General features: G+C 65.2%; 25 protein-coding genes. 12 read left to right on the forward strand and 13 right to left on the reverse strand.

What is annotated here, in order from left to right; genetic code table 11:
- Complete coding sequence (locus tag ACV095_RS00070) at positions 1 to 999, forward strand: glycosyltransferase family 2 protein (RefSeq protein ID WP_043425013.1); 999 nt, start codon at positions 1 to 3, stop codon at positions 997 to 999.
- Between the two features lie 160 nt (positions 1000 to 1159).
- On the opposite strand, the gene ACV095_RS00075 is transcribed toward ACV095_RS00070, so the two are convergent.
- The 8 genes from ACV095_RS00075 to ACV095_RS00110 form a co-directional block, all read right to left on the reverse strand.
- A complete protein-coding gene (locus ACV095_RS00075) occupies positions 1160 to 2218 on the reverse strand; it encodes a metallophosphoesterase family protein (protein WP_478222642.1) in 1059 nt (352 codons plus the stop codon).
- Entirely contained in the window at positions 2215 to 2457 is a 243-nt protein-coding gene (locus tag ACV095_RS00080) for a hypothetical protein (protein WP_018769843.1), read from the reverse strand. Before ACV095_RS00080 ends, ACV095_RS00075 begins: the two co-directional genes overlap by 4 nt.
- Positions 2454 to 2795 carry a hypothetical protein gene (locus ACV095_RS00085; RefSeq protein ID WP_142070000.1) on the reverse strand — a complete coding sequence of 114 codons (342 nt, stop codon included), beginning with the start codon at positions 2793 to 2795 and terminating at the stop codon, positions 2454 to 2456. Before ACV095_RS00085 ends, ACV095_RS00080 begins: the two co-directional genes overlap by 4 nt.
- Entirely contained in the window at positions 2792 to 4573 is a 1782-nt protein-coding gene (locus ACV095_RS00090; RefSeq protein WP_018769841.1) for a hypothetical protein, read from the reverse strand. Before ACV095_RS00090 ends, ACV095_RS00085 begins: the two co-directional genes overlap by 4 nt.
- Positions 4570 to 5586 (reverse strand): MATE family efflux transporter, encoded by a 1017-nt coding sequence (locus tag ACV095_RS00095; RefSeq protein ID WP_268002240.1) that lies wholly within the window; start codon positions 5584 to 5586, stop codon positions 4570 to 4572. Before ACV095_RS00095 ends, ACV095_RS00090 begins: the two co-directional genes overlap by 4 nt.
- Positions 5587 to 5849: 263 nt before the next feature.
- Positions 5850 to 6668 (reverse strand): glycosyltransferase family 2 protein, encoded by an 819-nt coding sequence (locus ACV095_RS00100; RefSeq protein WP_018769839.1) that lies wholly within the window; start codon positions 6666 to 6668, stop codon positions 5850 to 5852.
- Positions 6669 to 6679: 11 nt separating this feature from the next.
- Positions 6680 to 7774 (reverse strand): hypothetical protein, encoded by a 1095-nt coding sequence (locus tag ACV095_RS00105; RefSeq protein ID WP_018769838.1) that lies wholly within the window; start codon positions 7772 to 7774, stop codon positions 6680 to 6682.
- Between the two features lie 273 nt (positions 7775 to 8047).
- A complete protein-coding gene (locus ACV095_RS00110; RefSeq protein WP_026265856.1) occupies positions 8048 to 8794 on the reverse strand; it encodes a glycoside hydrolase family 16 protein in 747 nt (248 codons plus the stop codon).
- Between the two features lie 266 nt (positions 8795 to 9060).
- On the opposite strand from ACV095_RS00110, the gene rpsF reads away from it, so the two are divergent.
- The 7 genes from rpsF (at position 9061) to ACV095_RS00145 (ending at position 14078) form a co-directional block, all read left to right on the forward strand.
- The gene (gene rpsF / locus ACV095_RS00115) at positions 9061 to 9366 is read left to right on the forward strand and encodes a 30S ribosomal protein S6 (protein ID WP_013602900.1); all 306 of its coding nucleotides are present in this window, start codon (positions 9061 to 9063) and stop codon (positions 9364 to 9366) included.
- A gap of 74 nt (positions 9367 to 9440) precedes the next feature.
- Positions 9441 to 10016: a single-stranded DNA-binding protein gene (locus ACV095_RS00120; RefSeq protein ID WP_018769835.1), complete on the forward strand. Its 576-nt coding sequence runs from the start codon at positions 9441 to 9443 to the stop codon at positions 10014 to 10016.
- Positions 10017 to 10142: 126 nt separating this feature from the next.
- Complete coding sequence (rpsR, locus tag ACV095_RS00125; protein WP_003800144.1) at positions 10143 to 10382, forward strand: 30S ribosomal protein S18; 240 nt, start codon at positions 10143 to 10145, stop codon at positions 10380 to 10382.
- 17 nt (positions 10383 to 10399) lie between these two features.
- Positions 10400 to 10852 carry a 50S ribosomal protein L9 gene (rplI, locus tag ACV095_RS00130; RefSeq protein ID WP_018769834.1) on the forward strand — a complete coding sequence of 151 codons (453 nt, stop codon included), beginning with the start codon at positions 10400 to 10402 and terminating at the stop codon, positions 10850 to 10852.
- A 79-nt stretch (positions 10853 to 10931) separates the two neighbouring features.
- A complete protein-coding gene (locus ACV095_RS00135; RefSeq protein WP_134164864.1) occupies positions 10932 to 11780 on the forward strand; it encodes a PhzF family phenazine biosynthesis protein in 849 nt (282 codons plus the stop codon).
- Between the two features lie 107 nt (positions 11781 to 11887).
- Positions 11888 to 12514: an FMN reductase gene (locus ACV095_RS00140; RefSeq protein WP_018769832.1), complete on the forward strand. Its 627-nt coding sequence runs from the start codon at positions 11888 to 11890 to the stop codon at positions 12512 to 12514.
- A 262-nt stretch (positions 12515 to 12776) separates the two neighbouring features.
- Complete coding sequence (locus ACV095_RS00145) at positions 12777 to 14078, forward strand: hypothetical protein (RefSeq protein WP_478222645.1); 1302 nt, start codon at positions 12777 to 12779, stop codon at positions 14076 to 14078.
- Between the two features lie 118 nt (positions 14079 to 14196).
- Here the strand turns inward: ACV095_RS00145 and ACV095_RS00150 are convergent, their stop codons facing one another.
- Both ACV095_RS00150 and ACV095_RS00155 read right to left on the reverse strand, forming a co-directional pair.
- Complete coding sequence (locus ACV095_RS00150) at positions 14197 to 14763, reverse strand: hypothetical protein (protein ID WP_018769830.1); 567 nt, start codon at positions 14761 to 14763, stop codon at positions 14197 to 14199.
- Between the two features lie 14 nt (positions 14764 to 14777).
- Entirely contained in the window at positions 14778 to 15083 is a 306-nt protein-coding gene (locus ACV095_RS00155; protein WP_018769829.1) for a hypothetical protein, read from the reverse strand.
- Positions 15084 to 15725: 642 nt separating this feature from the next.
- Here ACV095_RS00155 and dnaB point away from each other — a divergent pair.
- On the forward strand, positions 15726 to 17108 hold the full coding sequence (gene dnaB, locus ACV095_RS00160) for a replicative DNA helicase (RefSeq protein WP_134164865.1): 1383 nt from the start codon (positions 15726 to 15728) through the stop codon (positions 17106 to 17108).
- Here the strand turns inward: dnaB and ACV095_RS00165 are convergent.
- Together ACV095_RS00165 and ACV095_RS00170 are read right to left on the reverse strand one after the other, a co-directional pair.
- A complete protein-coding gene (locus ACV095_RS00165) occupies positions 17105 to 18115 on the reverse strand; it encodes an acyl-CoA thioesterase (protein WP_478222646.1) in 1011 nt (336 codons plus the stop codon). The two genes, dnaB and ACV095_RS00165, sit on opposite strands and share 4 nt — an antisense overlap.
- Before the next feature lie 142 nt (positions 18116 to 18257).
- Positions 18258 to 18692, reverse strand: coding sequence for a DoxX family protein (locus ACV095_RS00170; protein WP_478222647.1), 435 nt, complete (start codon positions 18690 to 18692; stop codon positions 18258 to 18260).
- 136 nt (positions 18693 to 18828) lie between these two features.
- On the opposite strand from ACV095_RS00170, the gene ACV095_RS00175 reads away from it, so the two are divergent.
- The 3 genes from ACV095_RS00175 (at position 18829) to ACV095_RS00185 (ending at position 21267) form a co-directional block, all read left to right on the forward strand.
- Positions 18829 to 20154 carry an MATE family efflux transporter gene (locus tag ACV095_RS00175; RefSeq protein WP_144601185.1) on the forward strand — a complete coding sequence of 442 codons (1326 nt, stop codon included), beginning with the start codon at positions 18829 to 18831 and terminating at the stop codon, positions 20152 to 20154.
- Between the two features lie 45 nt (positions 20155 to 20199).
- Positions 20200 to 20790 carry a hypothetical protein gene (locus ACV095_RS00180; RefSeq protein ID WP_018769824.1) on the forward strand — a complete coding sequence of 197 codons (591 nt, stop codon included), beginning with the start codon at positions 20200 to 20202 and terminating at the stop codon, positions 20788 to 20790.
- A 99-nt stretch (positions 20791 to 20889) separates the two neighbouring features.
- Positions 20890 to 21267, forward strand: coding sequence for a hypothetical protein (locus tag ACV095_RS00185; protein WP_018769823.1), 378 nt, complete (start codon positions 20890 to 20892; stop codon positions 21265 to 21267).
- 39 nt (positions 21268 to 21306) lie between these two features.
- Here the strand turns inward: ACV095_RS00185 and ACV095_RS00190 are convergent, their stop codons facing one another.
- Positions 21307 to 21852: a CGNR zinc finger domain-containing protein gene (locus tag ACV095_RS00190; protein ID WP_478222648.1), complete on the reverse strand. Its 546-nt coding sequence runs from the start codon at positions 21850 to 21852 to the stop codon at positions 21307 to 21309.
- Positions 21853 to 21857 lie beyond the last annotated feature (5 nt).

Here is a 21857-nt window from a genome sequence, read left to right on the forward strand (position 1 = left end):
ATGCTGGATCGAATTGTCCGTCCAAGTGTGTCGATCGTGATTTGTGCCTACACCGAACGCCGTTGGGAGCTTTTGCTGGACGTGATCGAGTCCGTCCGCGCCCAAACTGTCGCCCCCCAGGAGATCCTGGTGGTCGTGGACCATAACGAGGACCTCTACGGTCGGCTCCTCGAAATTGTCGACGACGTGACAGTGGTGGAGAGCGAAGGCCCTCCGGGGCTTTCAGGGGCACGCAACACGGGCGTCGGACTCGCAGAGGGGGACATCGTGGCCTTCCTGGATGATGATGCGGTGGCGACGCCAAACTGGCTGGAACGGCTGCTTGTCCTCTACGACGATCCCGACGTGCTGGCCGTTGGCGGCCGCGTCGAACCTGTATGGGACCAGGGCCGCCCAGGCTACTTCGGTGAAGAACTCGACTGGATCGTTGGATGCAGCCACCGCGGAATGCCGACGGTTGCCTCCGAAGTCCGGAACCTCATTGGGGCAAACATGTCCTTCAGGCTCGACGTCCTCCGACAGGTTGGTGGCTTCAACATCGCGCTGGGCAGGCAAGGCAATTTGCCGCTTGGCTGCGAGGAGACCGAGATCTGCATCCGCTCCACCATGGGCGCACCCGGTTCCCGGATCGTTTACGAACCTGCTGCCTTGGTCCGGCATCACGTCCCGCAGGAACGTGGGACTGTGCGCTACATGCTTTCCAGGTCCTGGTCGGAGGGCCTCTCCAAGGCACAGGTCAGCCACGTCGTGGGGCACAAACGGGCCCTCGGTCCCGAACGGCGGTATGTCCGCAGCACACTGCCGCGCGCCGTGTTCTCGGGAATCCGCGATTGGAGCCGGGGCGACAATCCCATGGGACTGGGACGGGCAGGATCCGTCCTTGCGGTATTGGCCTTCACCTCCGCCGGCTACCTCCGCGGCCGCCGGCTGGCGCACAGCTCCACAACCCAGTTGGGCAGTGAAATTCCCCAAGGCGCAGTCTGGCGGGAAGTCCAGTGAGGGTGAACACCTAGCCAGGACGCTGCCCGTCCCGTCCATGGGAAAGACCTCTTAACGTTGGTGGCAACCAAACAGAGCCAACGACTAAGAGGTCTTTCCCAATGTGGAGGTTGAATCAAACCCGGCACAAGCGCTGCGTTCAGGGGCTGCGGCAGTGGGGTCAGCCGGCGTCCGGGTGCCAGTACCGCAATCCGCCGCTGGTACCCCCGTCGTCGGCGACATCGATCAGCGCGTAGGGAAAGACCTGGCGGTCCAACTGATCCGGACCTTGGCCGCGGACGTCCGACGACCAGGTGCCAGTGTTGATGTACCGGGTTGGAGAACCTTCCAGCCGTGATTCAAGGGCGCGGTGCGTGTGGGCCGAGATGTACCAGGCCACTTCGGAACCGTGCGCTTCAAGAATGCCCGCCACCCGGGCTGCCGCCGCAGGAGCTTGCCCGCCACTGACATTGCGTCCAGTGGCAGCAAGCACCATGCGGGTCGCGGTAAGGGGAAGCGCTGACACCGTCCGGAACCGGGACAGGCGTGCAAGTTCCCGCACTGCCGTCCCGTTGAGCGCGAGCCGCTGCGACTCGGTCTGGAGCAGCTCGCCATAGGCCGGGCCGCGGACGCGCCGTTCCGCCCGTTCCGAGGCCAAACAGGCCTGGGCAACAGCTCCGGCACGACTGAGGCGCGACCGCGTGGGATGGGCATGCCAGGCGGCGAGGGGCGGCAGATCCAGCCCGTCAGTGCCGTTGACGGCGGTGCGCAGCACCTCGGGTATCCGGTGCAGCGCGTGATGCAGGTGTCCATGCTCGGCCATCAGCACGGAGGGGACATAGAGGAACCACGGGTGCACCCGGACCCGCGTGGGATCATCGGGTGCCAGCAGCGCCGCCAGCCGTGCGGCCACCGATGGGCGGGCCAACTCCACATCATGGTTCCCGCATACGAAGTGCAGCTGCACCCCGCGCGCCACGCACGCCTCGAGGGCCCGGAGAGTGGCCGGGTGCCGTTCGAAGATGGAGTCAAGCCGGGCCAGGCTCTCGTTCTCGGACAGGCCTGTGAGTTCAAAAGTGTCACCAACGAAGACAAGGTGTTGCTGCATGCCCGGGGCGGCGGGCACCTCGCGGTGGAGGAACCCCGGCAGTACCCTGCCGGGGTTCCGGGGATCGTCGTCAGTGACGTCCAGATGGAGGTCGCTGACGAGCAACCATCGCGCCCCGCGCCCCAGGTTCACGTAAGCAGTCCAAGGACGCGGGGGAAGAGAAGGAGCAGGAAGGCCGCCCACATGACGCCGACTACGATCCTGCTGTTCCTGGACTGGCTGTGGGGAACCGGCGCTGCTGCCGGTTGCCCAGTGCTTGATCCAGTGCTTGGTGCGGTGGTTGACCTGCCGGGTCCAAGCCGCCGGACCTCGAGGGTTACGAGGGTGATGAGCAGCACGGCAGCTGCAAGCACTCCTGCCAGATCCATCATGATGCGACCTCCTGACGTGCCCGCGCCAAGCATGCGAGGACAGTAATGACGGCCATTGTCACGACGCATGCCTGCCACGACCACAGCGTGAGGTAGAACATGGCCGTGGACACTGCGGTGAGTGTGGCCAGGCCCAGTCCCAGGACGAGCAGCACGCCAAGCGGGACGTCGGTAATCGGGATAAGCCGGGCCAGTGCCTGGCCCGGGAGCAGGATGAGGACGGCTATGGCGGCGACCGTCTGCAGCGGCGTCGGCAACCCGACCAGCGTGACCAGGGCCAGTACCACCGCGGCAACCCCCAGCGCCAGGGTGGGCCGGCTCACTCCGCGGCCGGTCATGGCCCCACCCGGTATACGCGTGCGTCGGCATTGCTGTACGCGAGCTCCACGCCGACCTGCGTATCAAGCCAGTCCTCGAGCTCCCCGAGGCCCGTGGCGGTGGTCTGGCCCTGGATGATCAGGCTCGACTCCGATGAGCGCAGGAGCAGCAGGTAGGCGCCGGCGGCATTGTGCCTGGCGTAACCGTAGATGAGGGGGCCGCAGGTTTCGGCCGACAGGTCGGCGGGACAGAGGTCCTCAATGGTCCGGTATCGGTGCTCCAGATAGTCCTGGTTGCGCCACGGCGTGGGATGGTCAGCCGAGATAATCGAAGAGCCGGGCGGCGCCATGTGGTCCACGGCGGCGATGGCGGCCATCTCGTCATCGGTAAAGACGTCATATTGCGCGTTGCCAAAACGGCCTGTCACGGTCATGACGGCGAACAGGATGCAGGTGAGGACAAGGGCTCCCGCAGCACGGAAGGAAGGCCGGTATCCCACGTTTCCGGGAAGCAGGACCGATGACGCCTGCATCGCAACGAAGGGGAGCGCGAACAGTGATACGCGGATGAGCATTTCCCCGCCGTAGGACTGCGCGGGAAAGAGCAGGAACGGGGCGACGGCCAGGAGGAGCACGCGGATGTCAAGGCGCCCCCTGCGCCAGTCGCGGAACGTTCCAACGGCGGCGAGGGCCCAGAGCAGGAGGGTGAGGCCCATTCGGACCTGCACCACGAGCAGATGTCCAGGGGTCCCGTTGGTGCGGTCGACGACATTTGCTTCGATGGCGGTCTGCAGGCCCGCGTCCGCCAGCGGCGGATGGCCAGCGAGGTACGTGCTTGCAGGAAAGACAAGCCAGAGCACCAGTACGACGCCGGCGATCAGGGGCAGCCTGCTGGGCCAGAGACGTCCGCTCAGGGTAAGGGCGGTGAGGGCGATCAGTACCATGAACGGCGTGAGCTGGTGGCTCGCGCAAATGACCACGATCAGCAGGAGGGTTACGGCCAGGGCGCCAATCCGGCGCCCCGGCTGGGGTTCGGCCGGGGACCGGCCCCGCCACCATGCTGCCAGGTCGGCGCGCCGGAACCCGCGGAAGTGGGAAGGCTCCGTTGCCAGCGGCCCCAGTGCCAGGGCCACCACAACCAGGTAGAGGAAGAAGCCGAAGGCCTGGGGGGAGAGGTAGTCCTGGTCCTGCCAGTTGCCGAGGCAGAAGAGCCAGAGCACCAGCCAGCGCCGGCGCGGATCGCTGATCAGGTACCGTGTCACCACGGCCACGGCGACGAGCCACAGGCCCACGTTGAACACCGGTGCCCACAGGGCAACGCTCACGGGGTCGAGGCCGGCCGTTCCGAGCACGGTCGCCAGGAGGGCAAAGAATCCCGGCCAGTTGAAGTATGCATCGATGTTGGGATCGATGGCCACATTGCGCGACATGGCGTCGGCGATGCCCAGGTGGCGGAACGCCACTTCACCGCGCGGTACGTCCGTCACGAAGACAGCGGCGCCGAAGAGTATGAGCACCAGTACCACGAGGAGCCACAGCATCACCGGGCTGCGTGCAGGGCCCGCGGCATCCCCGCGCAGTGCCACGACGAAGGCGATGTTGAGAATCAGGACCCCCACCCAGAACGGGTAGGGCAGCACACCGACCAGTCCAAGGTCGCTGTTCACAGGAAGTGCCACGGTGGAGGCGGCCCACGCTGCAAGTGCGAGCGACACCGCCCCCGCTGCGGCGCACCAGACATCCCTGGTTTTCCAGCGCGCCTGGGGACGGTGGATGGCCTCCTTGAGCGTGCTGGTCATGATGCCTCCTTTTTGGTGCGGTGGAGAATTGCGATGAGCCGCAGTCCGATGACCAGGGCCCCGGCGGAGAGCACTACCAGCCACGCAAGGGCCATGGCGCTGGAGCCACTGTCGGCGCCCAGGAGCGCCGAGACGCAGAGCGCGGCGCCAAGTGTCACCCCGACGATGATCGACTCTGTATAGCGGCCGAGCACCCGGCAGACGGAGTTGTAGGCCTGCAGCACTGCATAGGCCACCACTCCCGCGGCCAACAACCGCAGGGTGCCGGTGGATGCATTGGCGTACCTGTCGCCGAGCAGATGGAGCAGCGGGTGGGCAAAGACGATGAGGACCATCGCAGCTAGGCCACCGACTATGAGGGACCAGCGGAAACTTGCCCAGGTGGTGGCCGCCAGGCGGCCCGGTTCACGGACTCCCTCGGAGAATTGGACAATGCCTATAAGCATCGGAGCTGTGTAGGCAGCCCAGGCCATCATCCATGCGGGATACCAGTAGGCCGCCACCTCCGGCGATACCAAGTGCGCAAGCAGGAGCGGCAGCACCAGTCCCGGGGCGCGTTCGGTGAGGGTGAGGAGCTGGTTTGGAATGCCCATTTTCAGCAATGAACGTCCGCGCCCGGGATGCAGGGACGGCCGTGGCCGATAGCCCACCAATCTCCGCAGCTGGACGCCACCGATGATGCACGAGACGGCCGAACCGAGGGTCCAGCAGGCCATCAGCACATCGGCCGTAGCCGCGTGGGCCGCCTGCAACGCCACCAACGCCGTGGCCCCAAGGGAGACCATGCCGCCCAGTGTGTACCTCAGTGTTGCGCTGCTGCCGCGTCCCAACGCGACGAGCGCCTGGTCCAGCACCGTGCACATGGTTCCCGTGACGGCAGCCACCACGAACGTCAACCAGAAGAGAACCGACATCGGGGCCGTGTTCGGCGCCACGAACAACTCCAGCACGAGGTAGCCCAGGGCCAGCACGGTCCCTGCCACCCCCACGATGCCAAACGCCGCGTCCAGCACCCAGGGCCGGCGGCTCCCCCCGCCCCACCGAGACGATGACGGCCGAACCGGTGCCCAGCACCGCAAGCTGGGTGCAGATCATCACCGCCGAAACCGCAGCAGTGGTCAACCCAACCTCACGGTCTATCGCCGCGTGCGCGGCGACGACCCAGAATGCGAAACCCGTGCCCGTCTGCGCAGCCTTGGCCAGGACGAGTCCAAGCGAGCTGCGCAGGGGGGAATGCCGGACGACGGGTGGGGCCTCCGTTGGAGCGATCTCCCGTTCAGCCGTCACGACCTAAACCCCTCGCCATACCCGCGTAGTTGTACCAGCAGAAGGCGATGTAATAGCGAAGCCATTTAGGCTGGCCGGAGGCGAGGCTCAAAGCGCTTCCCCGAACGGCGGCGGCGGCGGGCAGGAGCGCCAATCGTGCGCCGCCCCAGCCGTGCTTCCGGACCATCCGGCCCAGTCCCGTACCATCCATGAGGAACTGGTCAAGCGCGAAGTCGAAGTCGTCGGCGGCAAACCGGTGTTCGACCATGACCCGCTGCGACACCCCGGTCTTCATCCCTGACTGGCGCATCCGCCACCGCAGTTCGATGTCCTCGCCCGACTTGAATGCGTCGTCGAAACCGAGGCCCAACATCAGGTCCCGGTCTACGAGCGTGGCGACGAGTCCGAACCAGTTGCGGCTGCGCCCGGTGCGATGGTGATGTGCCAGCGCCTGGCCCCAGTAGCCGGGTCCTGCGACGCTTTCAAGGCCTGCCTGGAGGGCGTCATATCCGTCCTCCACCAACTCAATGAGCAGGTCTGCGACGCCGGTGGCTCCGAACACGACGTCGGCATCCACCAGCAGGACCCACCGGGTGGTGCTGTTCTGGACGCCAAGCGTGCGGGCCCAGGGCAGGCCGCGGCCCTCGTCACTAAGGATCCGGGCGCCGGCAGCGCGGGCAATTTCGACCGTGCGGTCGGTGGACAACCCGTCCACCACGATGATTTCCGCGACACCGGACTGACGCAAGGCTTCCAGACAGCGCGGAAGCAGCTGCTCCGCGTTGCGGGCCGGAACGACCGCGGTGACGTCTGCTGTGCTGTAGCCCACCGTGATCCCCCTTAGGCCTGCTCGTCGAGGATCGACGGCAGCAGCTCGTCCAGGTGCCGGACAATATCGTCCGATGCCTCGTCCGCGGAGTAGGCGGCCGGGACTTGGAACAGGTGGCAGGGGCGTCCGTCCAGGGCTTTGCTGAGAACGAGTCCTTTCGCCGCGAAGTGTTCGCGCCACGGGACCACGGAGCTTGCCGCGAGGCCGGTAACGACCCGCTGCGAGAAGCTCGCCATCTCGATATGGAAGTTGCCGATCATGCGGTCCACCATCCAGTCGGTGGTCCGTTCAACAACCCGTGACCGTGCGCCCTCGTAGCGCTCCACATATATGGCGGCCGCAAGCGGCGCTGAGGTGGTCACCTTCCGACCGGGAAACGCTGCCTCCGGGGTGACCATGCGGTGCTCCGGCGACCACCGTCGGGAGAAGTCGGCCAGGCGTGGATAACGGATAACGAACGGGTGCACCACAGTGGTGAGGCGTCCGATGCTCCCGGAGAACCGGGAGGGGACGAGGGGCTTGCGCGCACCTTCAAACAGGTGCGGGTAGATTGCGCGGTGATGCGGCTTAATGAACATGGGCTTCGCGTATCCAAGCAGCGTTGCGTCCTCGGCGAGGAATGCCCAGTCGTCACCCATGAACGACCAGCCCTCACGCCGCATCAGCTTGGCGGCGGTGCTGGTCTTACCGGTCCCGCCGGCCGCGGGCAGCGCGATGGCGTGGCCCCGGTAGGCCATCGTTGCCGCGTGGATCATGGCCGCCCCGCGGGAGATCATGGCGGCATCGAGAACCGGTACCACGGAGGTCAAGAGCTCTCCGGGTCCGTGAATACGCCATTGCTCTGCACCCCTGACAACTTGGACCCGGTCAGCCTGGAAGCGCACACTGTTGTCCGTGTACGCCAGCTCATGCTCGACGAAGCCGGCATTCGGCATAGGCTCGGGGCGGTCATCAACAATAATGTCGGGCTGCCGATCCTCCGTGTCGGAGGCGAAACACGCCAACATGCTTTGAAGCTGCCTTGCCGTGGGGGCCATTGCGTCGACGCTGATCGTGACGCGGCCGTGAATGTCGAAGTGCAGTGCCTTCGCCCGCCTGGTGCTCATAGTCCTCCCCTGTCTGATTGGTGTCGGCCGAATACAGCTCCGGCCCGGGCCAATCCACCCAGTGCCCGTAGACGGATTCGAAACCCCCGGCCGTAAAACTCCGCCGGCAGAATCGAGCGTAGGGTAGGCCGCCCGGGTAAACACCGGTAGTGAGTACTCGCCTTTTGCATCGCCTGCTACGTGGGGAATGGCGCGCTTTTCGCAGGGCTGGGGGTGGAGGGGCACGTCCGGGCGTGGCGTTAAGTACGTTGGGGGTTTGTCCCGTTCGGTGCGTCAGGTAGAGGGGGTACCTTGGGCGTAGACGCGAACCCAGTCCACCCGCATCTCGCCGTGACCGTTGGGAGTGCCGTCCGGAAACCAGTCCAGCTGCAACGTCTGGTGCATCGACCCCGGCGGCTGATGCGTGGGGTCGCTGTCCTCAAACCACTTCACGCCATCGACGTAGCCGATGATGCCGCCGGGGGACCAGTCAACTGCGTAGTTGTGGAACTGCGTGACGTCCAGGGGCTTGGAAACAGAGGTCTTAGAGTTCGAGCATCCGAAGTGGTGGAAGAAATTGGTGCGGTTCCAGTCACCAGTGGTCTCCGCATAGTCCACTTCACCGTCACAGGGCCAGTGCCCGCTGTCCGGCCACAGGATCGACACCATATGGTATTCATCGTCCCCGGAGCCCGCTGCCCGGACTTCCCAGCGGCCATACCTCTGGAGGCCAAACTTGGCACTCATTCCCGCAGTCGTGCCATCCGAGGTTCCGGTAATGACCATCCTGGAACCATCCACCGTGACCTGCCGGGGACTGCGTATGCCGTTCCCTGCGTGCCCGTCACTGTCGTACACGGACCACTTCGCGGCGTCCGGTGCCCCGGCGTAATTGAACTCGTCGCCGGCGATCGGCGTGCCCCAGCCCAGCCTTGCCGCGGCAGAGCTCATGGCAGAGTCCGTCATGGGTTGGGCTGAGCTGGCCGAGCAGCCGGACAGGAACAGTGCCGCCATCCCCAGGGCCATCGCGGGTCGACGCATGTGTCAGATAATAGGGGCTTCAGCGGCGGGGTGGATAGCAGCCCCGGTTTTTCCACATAGCGTGCCGCGCCGCTGCCTGGGCTGCGCACCACGGCACTAGCCTTGAGTCAAGCGCGAATCGCCTATCGGGTCCAAATGCACTAGGATATTGAAGTCTGTGCTGCGTCCTGCCTCCGTTCCGGGGCAAGGCATTGCACGGAATCGCAAATGAACCTCCTGTTACGGAAATGCCGTAACCGCTTAGCCCAAAGGAGGTGGGTTCACATATGCGTCCTTACGAATTGATGGTAATCATCGACCCCGAGGTCGAAGAGCGTACCGTTGAGCCGTCGCTTCAGAAGTTCCTGAACGTCATCACCAACGATGGTGGAACCATCGAAAAGGTTGACATCTGGGGCCGTCGCCGTCTGGCTTACGAAATCAAGAAGAAGTCCGAAGGTATCTACGCCGTGGTGAACTTCACCGCCAAGCCGGAAACCGCCAAGGAACTTGACCGCCAGCTGTCTCTTAACGAGACCATCATGCGCACCAAGATCACCCGCCCCGAAGAGCAGAAGGTTGTTGCTGAGTAATTCAGCACCACGTCTTCATTCTTTACCCCGCAGGACACGCACTCTTCACCCAGGATCGAACAAGGAGGCAGTAGATGGCAGGCGAGACCACCATTACGGTCATCGGTAATCTCACCAATGACCCGGAATTGCGGTTCACACCGTCCGGTTCGGCAGTAGCGAACTTCACCATCGCTTCCACCCCCCGCACCTTTGATCGCCAGTCCAACGAGTGGAAGGACGGGGAAACCCTGTTCCTCCGCGCCGCTGTCTGGCGTGAAGCAGCCGAGAACGTTGCCGAATCCCTGACCAAGGGGATGCGCGTCATCGTGACCGGCCGCCTGAAGAGCCGTTCCTACGAAACAAAAGAAGGCGAAAAGCGCACCGTTATCGAGCTTGAGGTCGACGAGATCGGCCCGAGCCTGCGCTACGCCAACGCCAAGGTTAACCGTACCCAGCGCTCCGGCGGACAGGGTGGGGGCGGCTTTGGCGGCGGCAACAGCGGCGGTGGCTTCGGCGGCGGCAACTCTGGTGGAAGCCAGGGCGCCAACGCCGGCGGAGGCTGGGGCGGCGGCAACCAGCAGGCTGCACAGGACGATCCCTGGGCTACGCCCGGCGTGTCCAACGCAGGCGGCTGGGGCAACGGCCCCGATTCCGAACCTCCCTTCTAAAACCCAAACAACGGTCCGGCGCGGGGCCTCCCAGGGAGCCGAAAGGCACCCAGGGAACTGCCGCCGTCGGACCACCACCATCCCGTGGATCAATATCCACGGGCTCCCTAGAATAGGAGCTCCACGATGGCTAAGGCTGAACTCCGTAAGCCCAAACCAAAGTCCAACCCCTTGAAGGCCGCTGACATCACTGTCATCGACTACAAGGACGTAGCATTGCTGCGCAAGTTCATCTCCGACCGCGGAAAGATCCGCGCCCGTCGCGTCACCGGCGTTACGGTGCAGGAACAGCGCAAGATCGCCCAGGCAATCAAGAACGCCCGCGAAGTTGCTCTGCTGCCTTACTCCGGCGCTGGCCGCGGCTAAGGAAGGGATTAACTAACATGGCAAAGCTCATTCTGACCCACGAAGTAACCGGTCTCGGTGCTGCTGGCGATGTTGTCGAGGTCAAGGACGGTTACGCACGTAACTACCTCCTGCCCCGCAACTTTGCCCTGACCTGGTCGAAGGGTGGCGAGAAGCAGGTTGAGTCCATCAAGGCTGCCCGCGCTGCCCGCGAGCACGCTTCCCTGGAAGATGCTCAGAAGCAGGCCGCTGCACTGTCCGCGAAGCCGGTCAAGCTGGTCGTCAAGGCCGGCGAGTCCGGCCGCCTGTTCGGCACCGTCAAGCAGGGCGACGTCGCCGACGCTGTTGAGGCCGCCGGCCTCGGCAAGATCGACAAGCGCAAGGTTGAACTGCCTGCCCACATCAAGTCGGTTGGTTCCTACCAGGCCAACGTCCGCCTCCACGCTGACGTTGCTGCTGTGATCGAACTCGACGTGGTTGCAGGAAAGTAGTCCTCAACTGCATCGGAAGACCCCCGTCGCCGGACTCCGGCGGCGGGGGTCTTTCGTTTTCCGGTGGTAGCCTGCTCCGGTGAACCCGACACCACGCAGCCGCCCCTTCCATCAGGTGGATGTTTTCGCCAGCCAGGCCTACCGCGGCAACCCGCTCGCCGTCGTACTTGATGCCCAAGGGCTGGACACGGCAACAATGCAACACTTCGCCAACTGGACCAATCTCTCGGAAACCACGTTTCTCCTGCCTCCCGAAGATCCCCGCGCCGATTACCGGGTCCGGATCTTTACCGGCAGCGAAGAGTTTCCGTTCGCAGGCCACCCGACCCTTGGCTCGGCCCATACGTGGCTGCAGGCCGGGGGAGTGCCGCGGTCTGACGGCCACGTGGTGCAGGAGTGCGCTGCGGGCCTGGTCCGGATAAAGCGCGACGGCGGGAGGCTGGCTTTCGCGGCACCGCCGCTGACACGCTTCGGGCCTGTGGATGCGGGTATCCGCCGTCAACTGGCCGCGGCGTTGCGGGTGTCCGCTGCCGACATCGTTGACGCGTCCTGGCTGGTGAATGGTCCGGAATGGATCGGTGTCCTGCTGCCTTCTGCGGCCCAGGTGCTGGCCCTGAATCCGGACCAGGCGGCGATGGGCGACCTGAAGATCGGCGTTATCGGGCCGCACGAGCCGGGTGCAGACGCCGACTTTGAGGTCCGCACATTCCTGCCCGGCGACGCCATGGCCGAAGACCCGGTCACCGGCAGCTTCAATGCAGGCGCCGCCCAATGGCTCATTGGAAGCGGCAGGGCGCCGGAGGAATATGTGGCTTCGCAGGGGACCGTCCTGGGGCGCGCCGGACGCATCCACATCACTGCCGATGCCGGGGACATCTGGGTGGGCGGGGACTCCGCCACCTGCATCCAGGGAAGCGTCCTGCTCTGACGCAGCGGCCCGGGTTCACGTCCGGGAATACTTCGCTGCCGGCGGCAGTTCACAGGTATAGATGCAAACGCATGTATGCTGAAGTGAACGATTACCAGGAGAATGCCATGGAAACCCGCCGTATCACCGTCCTTTCCGCAGGGCTTGGCGTACCTTCCTCCAGCCGGCTGCTGGCTGACCAGCTGGCTGCTGCCGCCGAGCGCCAGCTCAGGGCCGGCGGCTACGAGGTGGAGGTGGACGTCGTCGAACTCCGCGACCTTGCCGTGGACATCGCCAACAACTTCGTCACCGGCTATGCCGCACCACGCCTGGCCGAGGTCATAGCCGGGGTGGAGGCCTCGGACGGCATCATCGCCGTGACACCGGTCTTCAGCGCCTCCTTCAGCGGCCTTTTCAAATCCTTTATCGATGTTCTCGACCCGAAGTCGCTGGACGGCAAGGCGGTCCTGCTGGGCGCCACCGGCGGCACGGACCGGCACCAGATGGTCTTGGACTACGCGCTGCGGCCACTGTTCAGCTACCTCCGCACGCGCATGGCTGCAACCGGCGTCTTTGCCGGACCCCAGGACTGGGGAACAGCTGAAGAGGGCGGGGGGTCACTGGCGGACCGCATCGACCGCGCAGCCGGTGAATTCACCACTCTGCTGCAGGGGCCCCAACCGGGCCGGAAGCCCGCCCCGCTGGAGTCCCTTCCCTTCGAGCAGCTGCTGGCCGGGATTTCCGGGAACCGCTGACACACGGGCGGCCGCCCCCGGTGCCGGACCCCGTGGTTTCGGGGTTAGGGGACCCGGGCCGCGGGTTTTAGGGGGCGTTCCGGGGATTGCTATTGATCCTTCCACCGCCAACACTGAGCAATCTGGGGGTTGACTGATAATTCAACACCGGGGAGTGAAGTTGAGAGACCATCCAATATCCAACGTGGACGAGCATGATCGGGGTGCCGGGGCTTCCCGGCCCTTTCTTAGATGGGGACCTGCCGGTCCCGAGGGCCGCCGCATGCGTCAACGCCGACTGGCGTTTCCCGCACTGCTGACGGCGCTGCTGCTTGTGCTTGGTGGTCTGGTGGCGCCGTTGGCCGCCTCCGCCGCTACCGGTGATGTAGGCGTCCAGGGCCCGTCCCACTCCGGGACGGCAACGCCCACCGGGACCAAACGGCAGACGAATTCGCTGTGGTTCAACGACGGGACCTGGTGGGGGAACCTTTGGGACGCCGGCAGTTCCACTTTCCGCATCTTCCGGTTCAATGCCTCGACAAGTTCGTGGACGAGCACAGGTGTGGTGACGGAGTCCCGGGCGAACACCCACCATGACGTGTTGTGGGACGGGAAGACCCTGTATGTCGCGAGCTTCCGGTTCGTCAATGACGGCCTGCCGTCCGAACCGAACTTCCCCACGACTATGCGGCGGTACAGCTACAACTCGAGCACCAAGTCGTACACGAGCCTGGGATCCAGCCAAATCAACAACCAAAAAACTGAAACCATCTCCATTGATAAGGACTCAACCGGCCGGGTGTGGGCCACGTGGCAGCAGGGCAATCGGATCTATATGAACGTCACCGGCACGGACGGCGCCACGTGGGGCACCCCGTTTGCCCATCCGGCGTCGTTGAGCAATGTGTCCGTGGACGATAACTCGGCGGTCATCGCGTTCAGCGGGAACAAGATCGGTGTGATGTGGAGCAGGCAGGTGGGGGACTCCACTGACGGCATGTACTGGAGCTACCACGTCGACGGAGCGTCGAAGACCACCTGGACCACTCCTGTGGCGGCGGTGAAGGGGCAGCGGAGCGGCGACGACCACATGAACCTGAAGTGGCTGGATGCCTCAACAGACAAGGTTTTTGCCGCAATCAAAACCTCGTACACCTCGGCGTCCCAGCCGCTGATCCAGTTGCTGGCACTGAATACGTCTACGTCGACATGGTCTGCATACACGATCGCGACAGTGTCTGAGTGCCCGAACAGGGTGATCGTCATGATCGACGAGGCAGCGCGCAAGCTGCGTACCTTCGCTACCTATCCGAAGCCGGGTGGCACAACGAATGCCGGGGTATGCACGAGTTCCGGCGGGGCCATCTACGAGAAATCCACGTCGCTGGACAACATCAGCTTCAGCACCACCAAGACGGCCCGGATCGTTGACGCCGACCAGTACGTCCACAACGTCACGTCGACCAAGCAGAACGTCAACAGTGTTGCGCGGGGCACGGCCAACAGCGGCCTGCTGGTGCTCGCTGACGTGAATGCCACAAGCCGGTACTGGCACTACTACGATTCCACCGGCGGTGCCGGGTAGGCGGGCGGCAGCCAGCCCATCTTCATCCTGAGCCAGGCAAGGCATACAGGACAAGTACGGCCGGGACCCATTCGCAGGAATGGGAGCCCGGCCGTACAGCCGTTTCAATTGGCAGGTGTCAGTCGTCCAGCAGCGCAATGAACTCGCGGGCCTGCTTCATGGAGATATCAGAATGCTTGGACAGTGCAGTGGCTGCCGCTTCGGTGTCGCCACTGCGGGCAAGGGTGCGGATCCTGCCATAGATCTCGTCGTTGAGCATGTTGCTGCTCACTTCGCGGGTGACGTCGCCCTTGCTGGCGATCGCCCGGTAGCGGTAAGGAAACCGCTGGGGCTCGTCGTCGTCGGCCTCGGGTGCCTGCGCCGACTCGGGGCTCCGGTAGGGCTGGGGATGGGCCGCCAGGGCCCCGACGGCGTCACGGGAGGCCCGAAGCCCGTCGCCCGTGATTTCGTAGTAGAGCTTGATGGCAGCCATGGCCTGGCCCTGGGCAATCAGGGCATAAAGCCGCCGGTGTTCGTCTTCCGACAGCCGGTCTGCCGCAGCCCGGGCCAGCTCCTGCGGAGTGGCAGCGGGCTGGGACTGGGAGGCGGTATGTGCGGCCCTCCGCCTGGTGGCCGCGCGGTAGGCCACGGTGACTCCCGCAACCACGGCGAGCAGGATAAGGACCGGGACCACAAGCGATTCCATTTTCACGAGCCGTTCTATGTACTTCCTGGCCCTCGCCAGGTGCGATTGCTTTGCTGGTCATCCGCCCAGCCGTGTTCCTGCTGTTGGATGTGCTGCTGCCTGTTTTGGCTTGGGTGGGTAGCCGCCTCCAGCCGGGCGCGGGCGGCGGTGGCCGCCTCGACCTGGGCTGCGTAATGCCGGGCAGACCGCACGGCAAGTTCGTGCTGGTATTTTTCGGCTTCAGAGGTGCCCGCACCACGCGGCCGCAGGGCTGTGGCAATGCCCCAGATGAGCGCCACCAAAACTATCGCAGGCAACAGCACCAGCAGTAGATCGCCCATACCTAGAGCTTAATCCAGATCGTGGTTATCCACAGCATATTCACTGCTCCGCATACAGCGCCCCGCTGGTGTGGGTCAAACTCCCTGACGGGAATATGAGTAGTGCCACAGCGCCGATCGAAGTGCTCCCGGCCCGGCCTTACCTCCGCTTTCCGCGAGTGGTGCCAACAATGGCCTGTGGATGAAATTCCTTGGAAGAAATATTTACTCCACATGCTGTCCCAAGTGTTTCCGCAGGTCAGAGGCGGAAGCGGCGACAAAAAACTTTGATATCCACAGTGTTCCCCACAGACTGTGCACAAGGTATGCCCCGTACTGCACAGGTTATCCACAGCCCCTGCGGCATGCTGGCTTTGCGGCAGGCGCCAGGGCGGTTAGCGTAGCGGGGTACCTGTTCTCCGCGGTCAAAACAGGGTATGCCTGCACCGGTTTTCAGCCCGGCGCACGGCCTCCTGCAGGTCTCTGTGGAAAAGCTGTGGATAGTGGGGATAACTCCCGCGGAGCCGGGCATCCGGAGCCGCCGGCGCTTGATTGTCAGGGCCAGCGGGTAGACCTGGGCAGGTGGCGGAGCCGGTTACCGGGTGCCGCGAACAGGATGGATCGCCGGGCCGCCAGGCCGGGCATAAATTGAGGACGGCAGCTTTGTCAATCGCGCATCTGGACCCTGTCGAGACAACCCGTGGATCGGACGCCAGCCGGAAACCTCCCCAGGACATCGCGGCCGAACAGTCGGTCCTGGGCGGCATGATGCTGTCCAAGGATGCCATCGCGGATGTCGTTGAGATCCTCCGCGGGCAGGATTTCTACCGTCCCGCGCACGAGACCATCTACGAGGCCATCATTGACCTCTACGGCCGGGGGGAGCCCGCCGATGCCGTCACCGTCTCCGATGAGCTGACCAAGCGCGCCGAGATCAACAGGATCGGCGGCCCTGCCTACCTGCACGAACTGATCCAGACCGTTCCCACGGCAGCCAACGCGGGCTACTACGCCGAGATCGTGGCCGAACGGGCAGTGCTCCGCCGGCTGGTGAACGCCGGAACCAAGATCGTCCAGCTGGGGTACGGGTCGGACGGCGAGGTGGAGGACCTGGTCAACCAGGCGCAGGCGGAGGTTTACGCGGTAGCGGAGCGCCGCACCGCGGAGGACTACGTGGTACTGAAGGACGTGATGGAGTCCACGGTGGACGAAATCGAGGCGTCCGGCCACCGCGGAGAGGGCATGACGGGTGTGCCCACCGGCTTCTATGAGCTCGACGAGCTGACCCACGGGCTCCACCCGGGGCAGATGATCGTCATCGCCGCCCGCCCGGCCGTCGGTAAGTCGACGTTCGCACTGGACTTCGCCCGTTCCGCAGCCATCAAGAACAACCTCGCCACCGTCATGTTTTCGCTGGAAATGGGCCGGAATGAGATCGCCATGCGCCTGCTGTCTGCCGAGGCCACCATTGGTCTCCAGGACCTCCGCAAGGGCACCATCAAAGACGAACAGTGGTCCAAGATCGCCACCACCATGGGCCGGATGAATGATGCACCGCTGTTTATTGATGACAGCCCCAACATGTCCCTGATGGAAATCCGGGCCAAATGCCGCCGCCTGAAGCAGCAGCACGACCTCAAGCTGGTCATCCTGGACTACCTGCAGCTCATGAGCTCGGGAAAGAAGGTGGAGTCCCGCCAGCAGGAAGTCTCCGAGTTTTCGCGTGCGCTCAAGCTCCTGGCCAAGGAACTCCAGGTCCCCGTGATCGCGCTGTCCCAGCTGAACCGTGGATCGGAACAGCGGCAGGACAAGCGGCCCATGGTGTCCGACCTCCGCGAGTCCGGCTCCATCGAGCAGGACGCGGACATGGTGATCCTGCTTCACCGCGAGGACGTCTACGACAAGGAATCACCCCGTGCCGGAGAAGCGGACATCCTGGTGGCCAAACACCGTAACGGTCCCACCAAGGACATTGTGGTGGCCTTCCAGGGCCACTACTCCCGCTTCGCCAACATGGCCGGCGATACCGGTGGCGGCGGCTTCTAAGTATCCCGGCGGGCGCTGGTTCCGCCGCCGGCAGGCCCTGCGGCGGCCAGCAGGTGGTTCGGCAGGCGGTTGCCGGGCGCTGTTCCCCGGATCTCCAGGAGTTCGCGGGCGTGGGCGTGGAGCCGCTTGTCCTCCTCGCTGACCGGCACCCAGGCGGGGACGGGCACGGAGTTGCCCTCGTCGTCGCGCGCCACCATCACGGTGAGGCAGTATGTGGTGAGGGCCAGTTCACGGCCTTTCGGATCGCCCGAACGGACATGGACGGCGATGTGCATTCCCTTGGTCCCGGTGTAAACCAGCCGGGCCTCAACCTCCACAACATGGCCAATCAGCAGCGGCCGGTAGAAGCGCACGCCGCCGGAGAAGACAGCCACGGTATCCCTGCCGCAGTAACGGGAAGCGCACACGTAAGCGGCCTCGTCGATCCACTTCATGACAATGCCGCCGTGGACCTTGCCGCCCCAGTTCACGTCCGTGGGGGCGGCCATGAACCGCAGCGTCACCCGCTCGGCCGTACCGGCGTCGGTATATTCCTGCCGGTTCATGGCTTCCACGATCTGCTCGCGGACCTTGATCCTGGCCAGCGCGTGGTCCCGTTGCTCGATCTCGGCTGGGGTTTGGGGTTCGAACTGCTGCACCGGGATGGGCTTGCCGTCCGGGCCGACCGCAACGAAGATCACCATGCACTGGCTGCGCATGGTGGCAGGGCCGCCTTTGGGGTCACCCGAGGAAACCACGGTATGGATGTGCATTGAGGACCGGCCGGTGTAGACGATGGTCGCTTCCACCTCCACCATGTCGCCGCTGTTGACGGGATCGGCGAAGTGGATGTTTCCCACGTACGCGGTGACGCAGTAGGACTTGGCCCATCCCACTGCCGCGGCATAGGCGGCTTTGTCCACCCACTCAAGCACCGTGCCTGCGTCCACGGAGCCGCTGTGCCCCACGTCGGTGGGGGCAGCGAGGAAGCGGAGGGTCACGGAGTTGGCGCGGCCGGTCTCAGTCATGCTGCGATCTTACTGAGGGCCACGGTTACCGGCCGGTTGGGCCTGAAACAAACTTCCCGGCGGGAGTGCCGCGATTAAAGCCCGACGGCGGCCGGTCACCCAAGGTGACCTGCCGCCGTCGCACCCGGTGGGACAAGTGATCCTAGGCGAGGGCGGCCAGCCGCGAGTTGCTTCGCCCGAAGAGCGCGCGGTCCAGGGAAAGTCGGCCGGCGCCCGTGAGCGCCAGCGCGAATGCCGCGGCGGCCAGGAGCAGGACGAATTCGTAGCCGCCGTTTGCGGCAAAGATGCCGGCGGGAGCGTGCACCAGGAAAAGGGCGCCCAGCATGTCCAGGGCGAGGAGGGCGGCCACCAATCGGGTGAGGATCCCCAGGATCAGGGCAACGCCGCCCGCCAGTTCCAGGACGGCGACGGCGGGTGCCACGAGCCCGGCTGCCGGAACCCCCATTTTGGCGAAGGATGCCTGGGTGCCGGCGATGGTCCATTCGTTGAACTTCTGCCATCCGTGGGCTGCGAAGAGGAAGCCAAGGACGATGCGCAGGGCGGTGAGGGCGGTGGTGGTGAGTCGTAACTGGTTCATGGATACCACTCTTGCCGACCAATGGTTGAAGTGTCAACTATTCTTTGGGGGACTGTGGGCTTTCTCATCTCCGGAGGGTGTTGTCGGCGGCCGCGGTTAAGCTGGCAGCGTGCCCCAACAACCCGCCCCCTCCGCCGTGGCCGGCCGCCAAGGCCATGCCCGGGAGATACTCCGCCTAGCTGTCCCTGCCTTTGGCGCGCTGGTGGCTGAGCCCCTCTTCCTGCTGGCGGACTCCGCCATTGTGGGACATCTTGGTGTTGCGCAGCTCGCGGGAGTGGGGCTGGCATCTGCGGTGCTCCAGACTGCCGTCGGACTCATGGTCTTCCTGGCCTACTCCACCACGCCCGCCGTGGCCCGCGCCATTGGTGACGGGCAGTTGGGCAAGGCCCTTGCGGCAGGGCGCGACGGCGTGTGGCTGGCATTGCTCCTCGGCGTGGTCCTCGCCGTGGCAGGCTTCGCGGCGGCCGAACCGCTGATTGACCTGATGGGGGCCCAGGGCAGCGTCCGGACCTTTGCGGTCGATTACTTCCGCTGGTCCATGCCGGGCCTGGTGGCAATGCTCTTGATCTTCGCCGGCACCGGTGTGCTCCGCGGACTGCAGGACACCCGCACCCCGCTGGTGGTGGCCACGGCCGGTTTCGGGGTCAATATTGTCCTGAACCTGTGGCTTGTGTACGGGCTGGGCATGTCTGTGGCTGGTTCCGCGGTGGGCACCAGCCTAGCCCAGTGGGCCATGGCGGCTGTCTATGTGGTGATGGTGCGGCGCAGCGCAGTGCGGCAGGGCGTGAGCCTGCTCCCCAGCTGGCGCGGCATCCGCAGCATGACGCGGGTTGGATCCTGGCTGATGCTGCGCACGCTCAGCCTCCGGGCCGCAATCCTGGCCACGGTGCTGGTGGTGACGGCCCAGGGGGAGGTCAACCTTGCCGCCCACCAGCTGGCCATGACCATTTTTTCCTTCCTGGCGTTCGCGCTGGATGCCCTGGCGATCGCGGCGCAGGCGCTCATTGGCAAGGAGCTCGGCGCGTCCCATGCCGCCAGGGCCCGGCTGCTGACCGGAACGATGATCCGCTGGGGCGCGGGGTTCGGCGTGGTGACGGGCCTGCTGCTGGCAGCGGCAGCCCCCTGGGCCGGGGCTCTGTTCACCACGGACCCCCAGGTGCAGCAGGCACTCACCGCTGCCCTCTGGATCCTGGCGGCCGGGCAGCCGATCGCCGGCTATGTCTTTGTCCTGGACGGTGTGCTGATCGGCGCAGGGGACGCGCGGTACCTCGCGCTGGCGGGGCTGGTGAACCTTGCTGTCTACGTGCCGCTGCTGGCAGCGGTTGCCTGGTCCGGTGCCACCGGCACCACCGGGCTCGCATGGCTTTGGGTTGCCTTCGCGCTGGGGTATATGGCGGCGCGCGCCGTGACGCTGGGCCTGCGTGCCCGGTCCGACCGCTGGATGGTGCTGGGCTCTGCCTGACGCGGCCCGGTTAGACCTTCCAGCTGCCCCCACTAAACTGGACCGGTGACACAACCATCCACCCCCGCCGGTGCTGCTCCCGGAACCACCGCCCGCCACGACCTCTGGAAGCCGGTCCTGCTCCGTGCGGCCGCTGCCCTGGTGTTTGGCGCCGTGACGGTCTTCTGGACGTCACCGTCTGTGGAGGTCATGGGCTGGGCCGGGGGACTCTACCTCCTGGCCGCCGGTGTGGTTTCCCTGCGGACCGTCCCCGCAGCCGGATTCGCGCAGAACTCGGCGGCCGGCAAGCTGCTGTCCGCCGCCGGCGCGGTCCTGGCCGGCGCAGGCTTTGCCGTGCTCCTCCTGCACAGTGACCTGTTGTTCGGGGTGATCGCAGCCCTGGGCCTGGGCGCAGCCGGCATCCTGGAGCTTGCCTGCGGCCTGCAGCACAGGGGCCGCCATGTTCTTGCCCGCGACTGGATTGCCTCCGGCGTCATCGGGATTGGAACCGCGGTGCTCCTGCCGTTCTTCATCAGTCTCGGTGCCCATGCCCTGCTGGGCGTGGCCGGTGGAGGCGCCATTATTTCCGGCGTCCTGTGGGTGCTTTCCGGCCTGACGCTGCGGCACGATGCCCGTGCCGGCGCAGGGAAGCCGTAAACTAGGGGGAGCGCCCTTCTACTTTCTGTAGAAAATTCGGTGCGACACCGCAATTCGTAAACCGGGCCGGCCGTGCGCCGCCCGCAGGGAGGAACCACCGTGGCTGACCAGCATCAAGGAAAACCGCGCAAGCTGCGGACCTCGGTGAAGGGGCCGCTGATGTTTTCGGCATTCTGGGCCGTCGTCGCCTTCGTGGCAGTGTTGATCTTCGCCTCCGGTGGAAGCGCACGTGCACCCCGGTTCGACCTCGCGTTCACCGCAGCCGGCATCGCCTTCATCGCCACCCTGGTGATCGCCGCAATGCTGTCCATGAGCTACAAGGAGAACGCCGAACACCTGGGCAAGGGATCAGGGGTGAACCTGAGTTCGGCGCCCAAAGGATCCCCGCACGCGGGGCCAAGCCATGGCTTCGGAGCTCCCGGCAACCAGAACCCGCCGGCATCCGGCGATGGCACTGACGAAACTCCCCAGCGCTAGCCGTTACCGGCGGCAGCCGGACAAAGCGCGGGAAAATCCCTACCCCGCAGCAGCCTGGCGGGCCCGGTAAGCAGCAACATGCGCACGGTTGGCACAGTTGCCGGTATCGCAGTACCTCTTGGACCGGTTGCGGCTCAGGTCCAGCACGGCGGCATCGCAGTCCTCTGACTCACACATCCGCAGCCTGTCCATCTCCTTGCTGCGGATCACATCAGCCAGGGCCATGGCCGCTTCGGTGCTCATCCGGTCGGCAAGGGGTGCCTCGGGCGCCGTGGCATGAAGGTGCCAGTCCCATCCGTCGTGCTTCATCAGCTGCGGCAGCGCGTTGGCGTCCCGCAGCAGCCGGTTGACGGTTTCCACGGCGGCGTCCTCACCGGCCGTCCATACCGCGGACAGTTCACGGCGCAACTGCCGCACGCTTTCCAATTCCGCAGCGTCCCGGGTCCGGGAGCCGGAAAAACCCTCCGCGGCCAGGAAGCTGTCCAGGTCCGCAACGGAGGCCAGGCCTTCCCTGCCGTTCGCGGCCGTGTTGATGAGGTTCACCACCGTCCGCAGCGCCACTTCAGTGTCAGGGGCGAAAACCATGTTGA

This window comes from Arthrobacter sp. JDC6 (assembly GCF_056484025.1).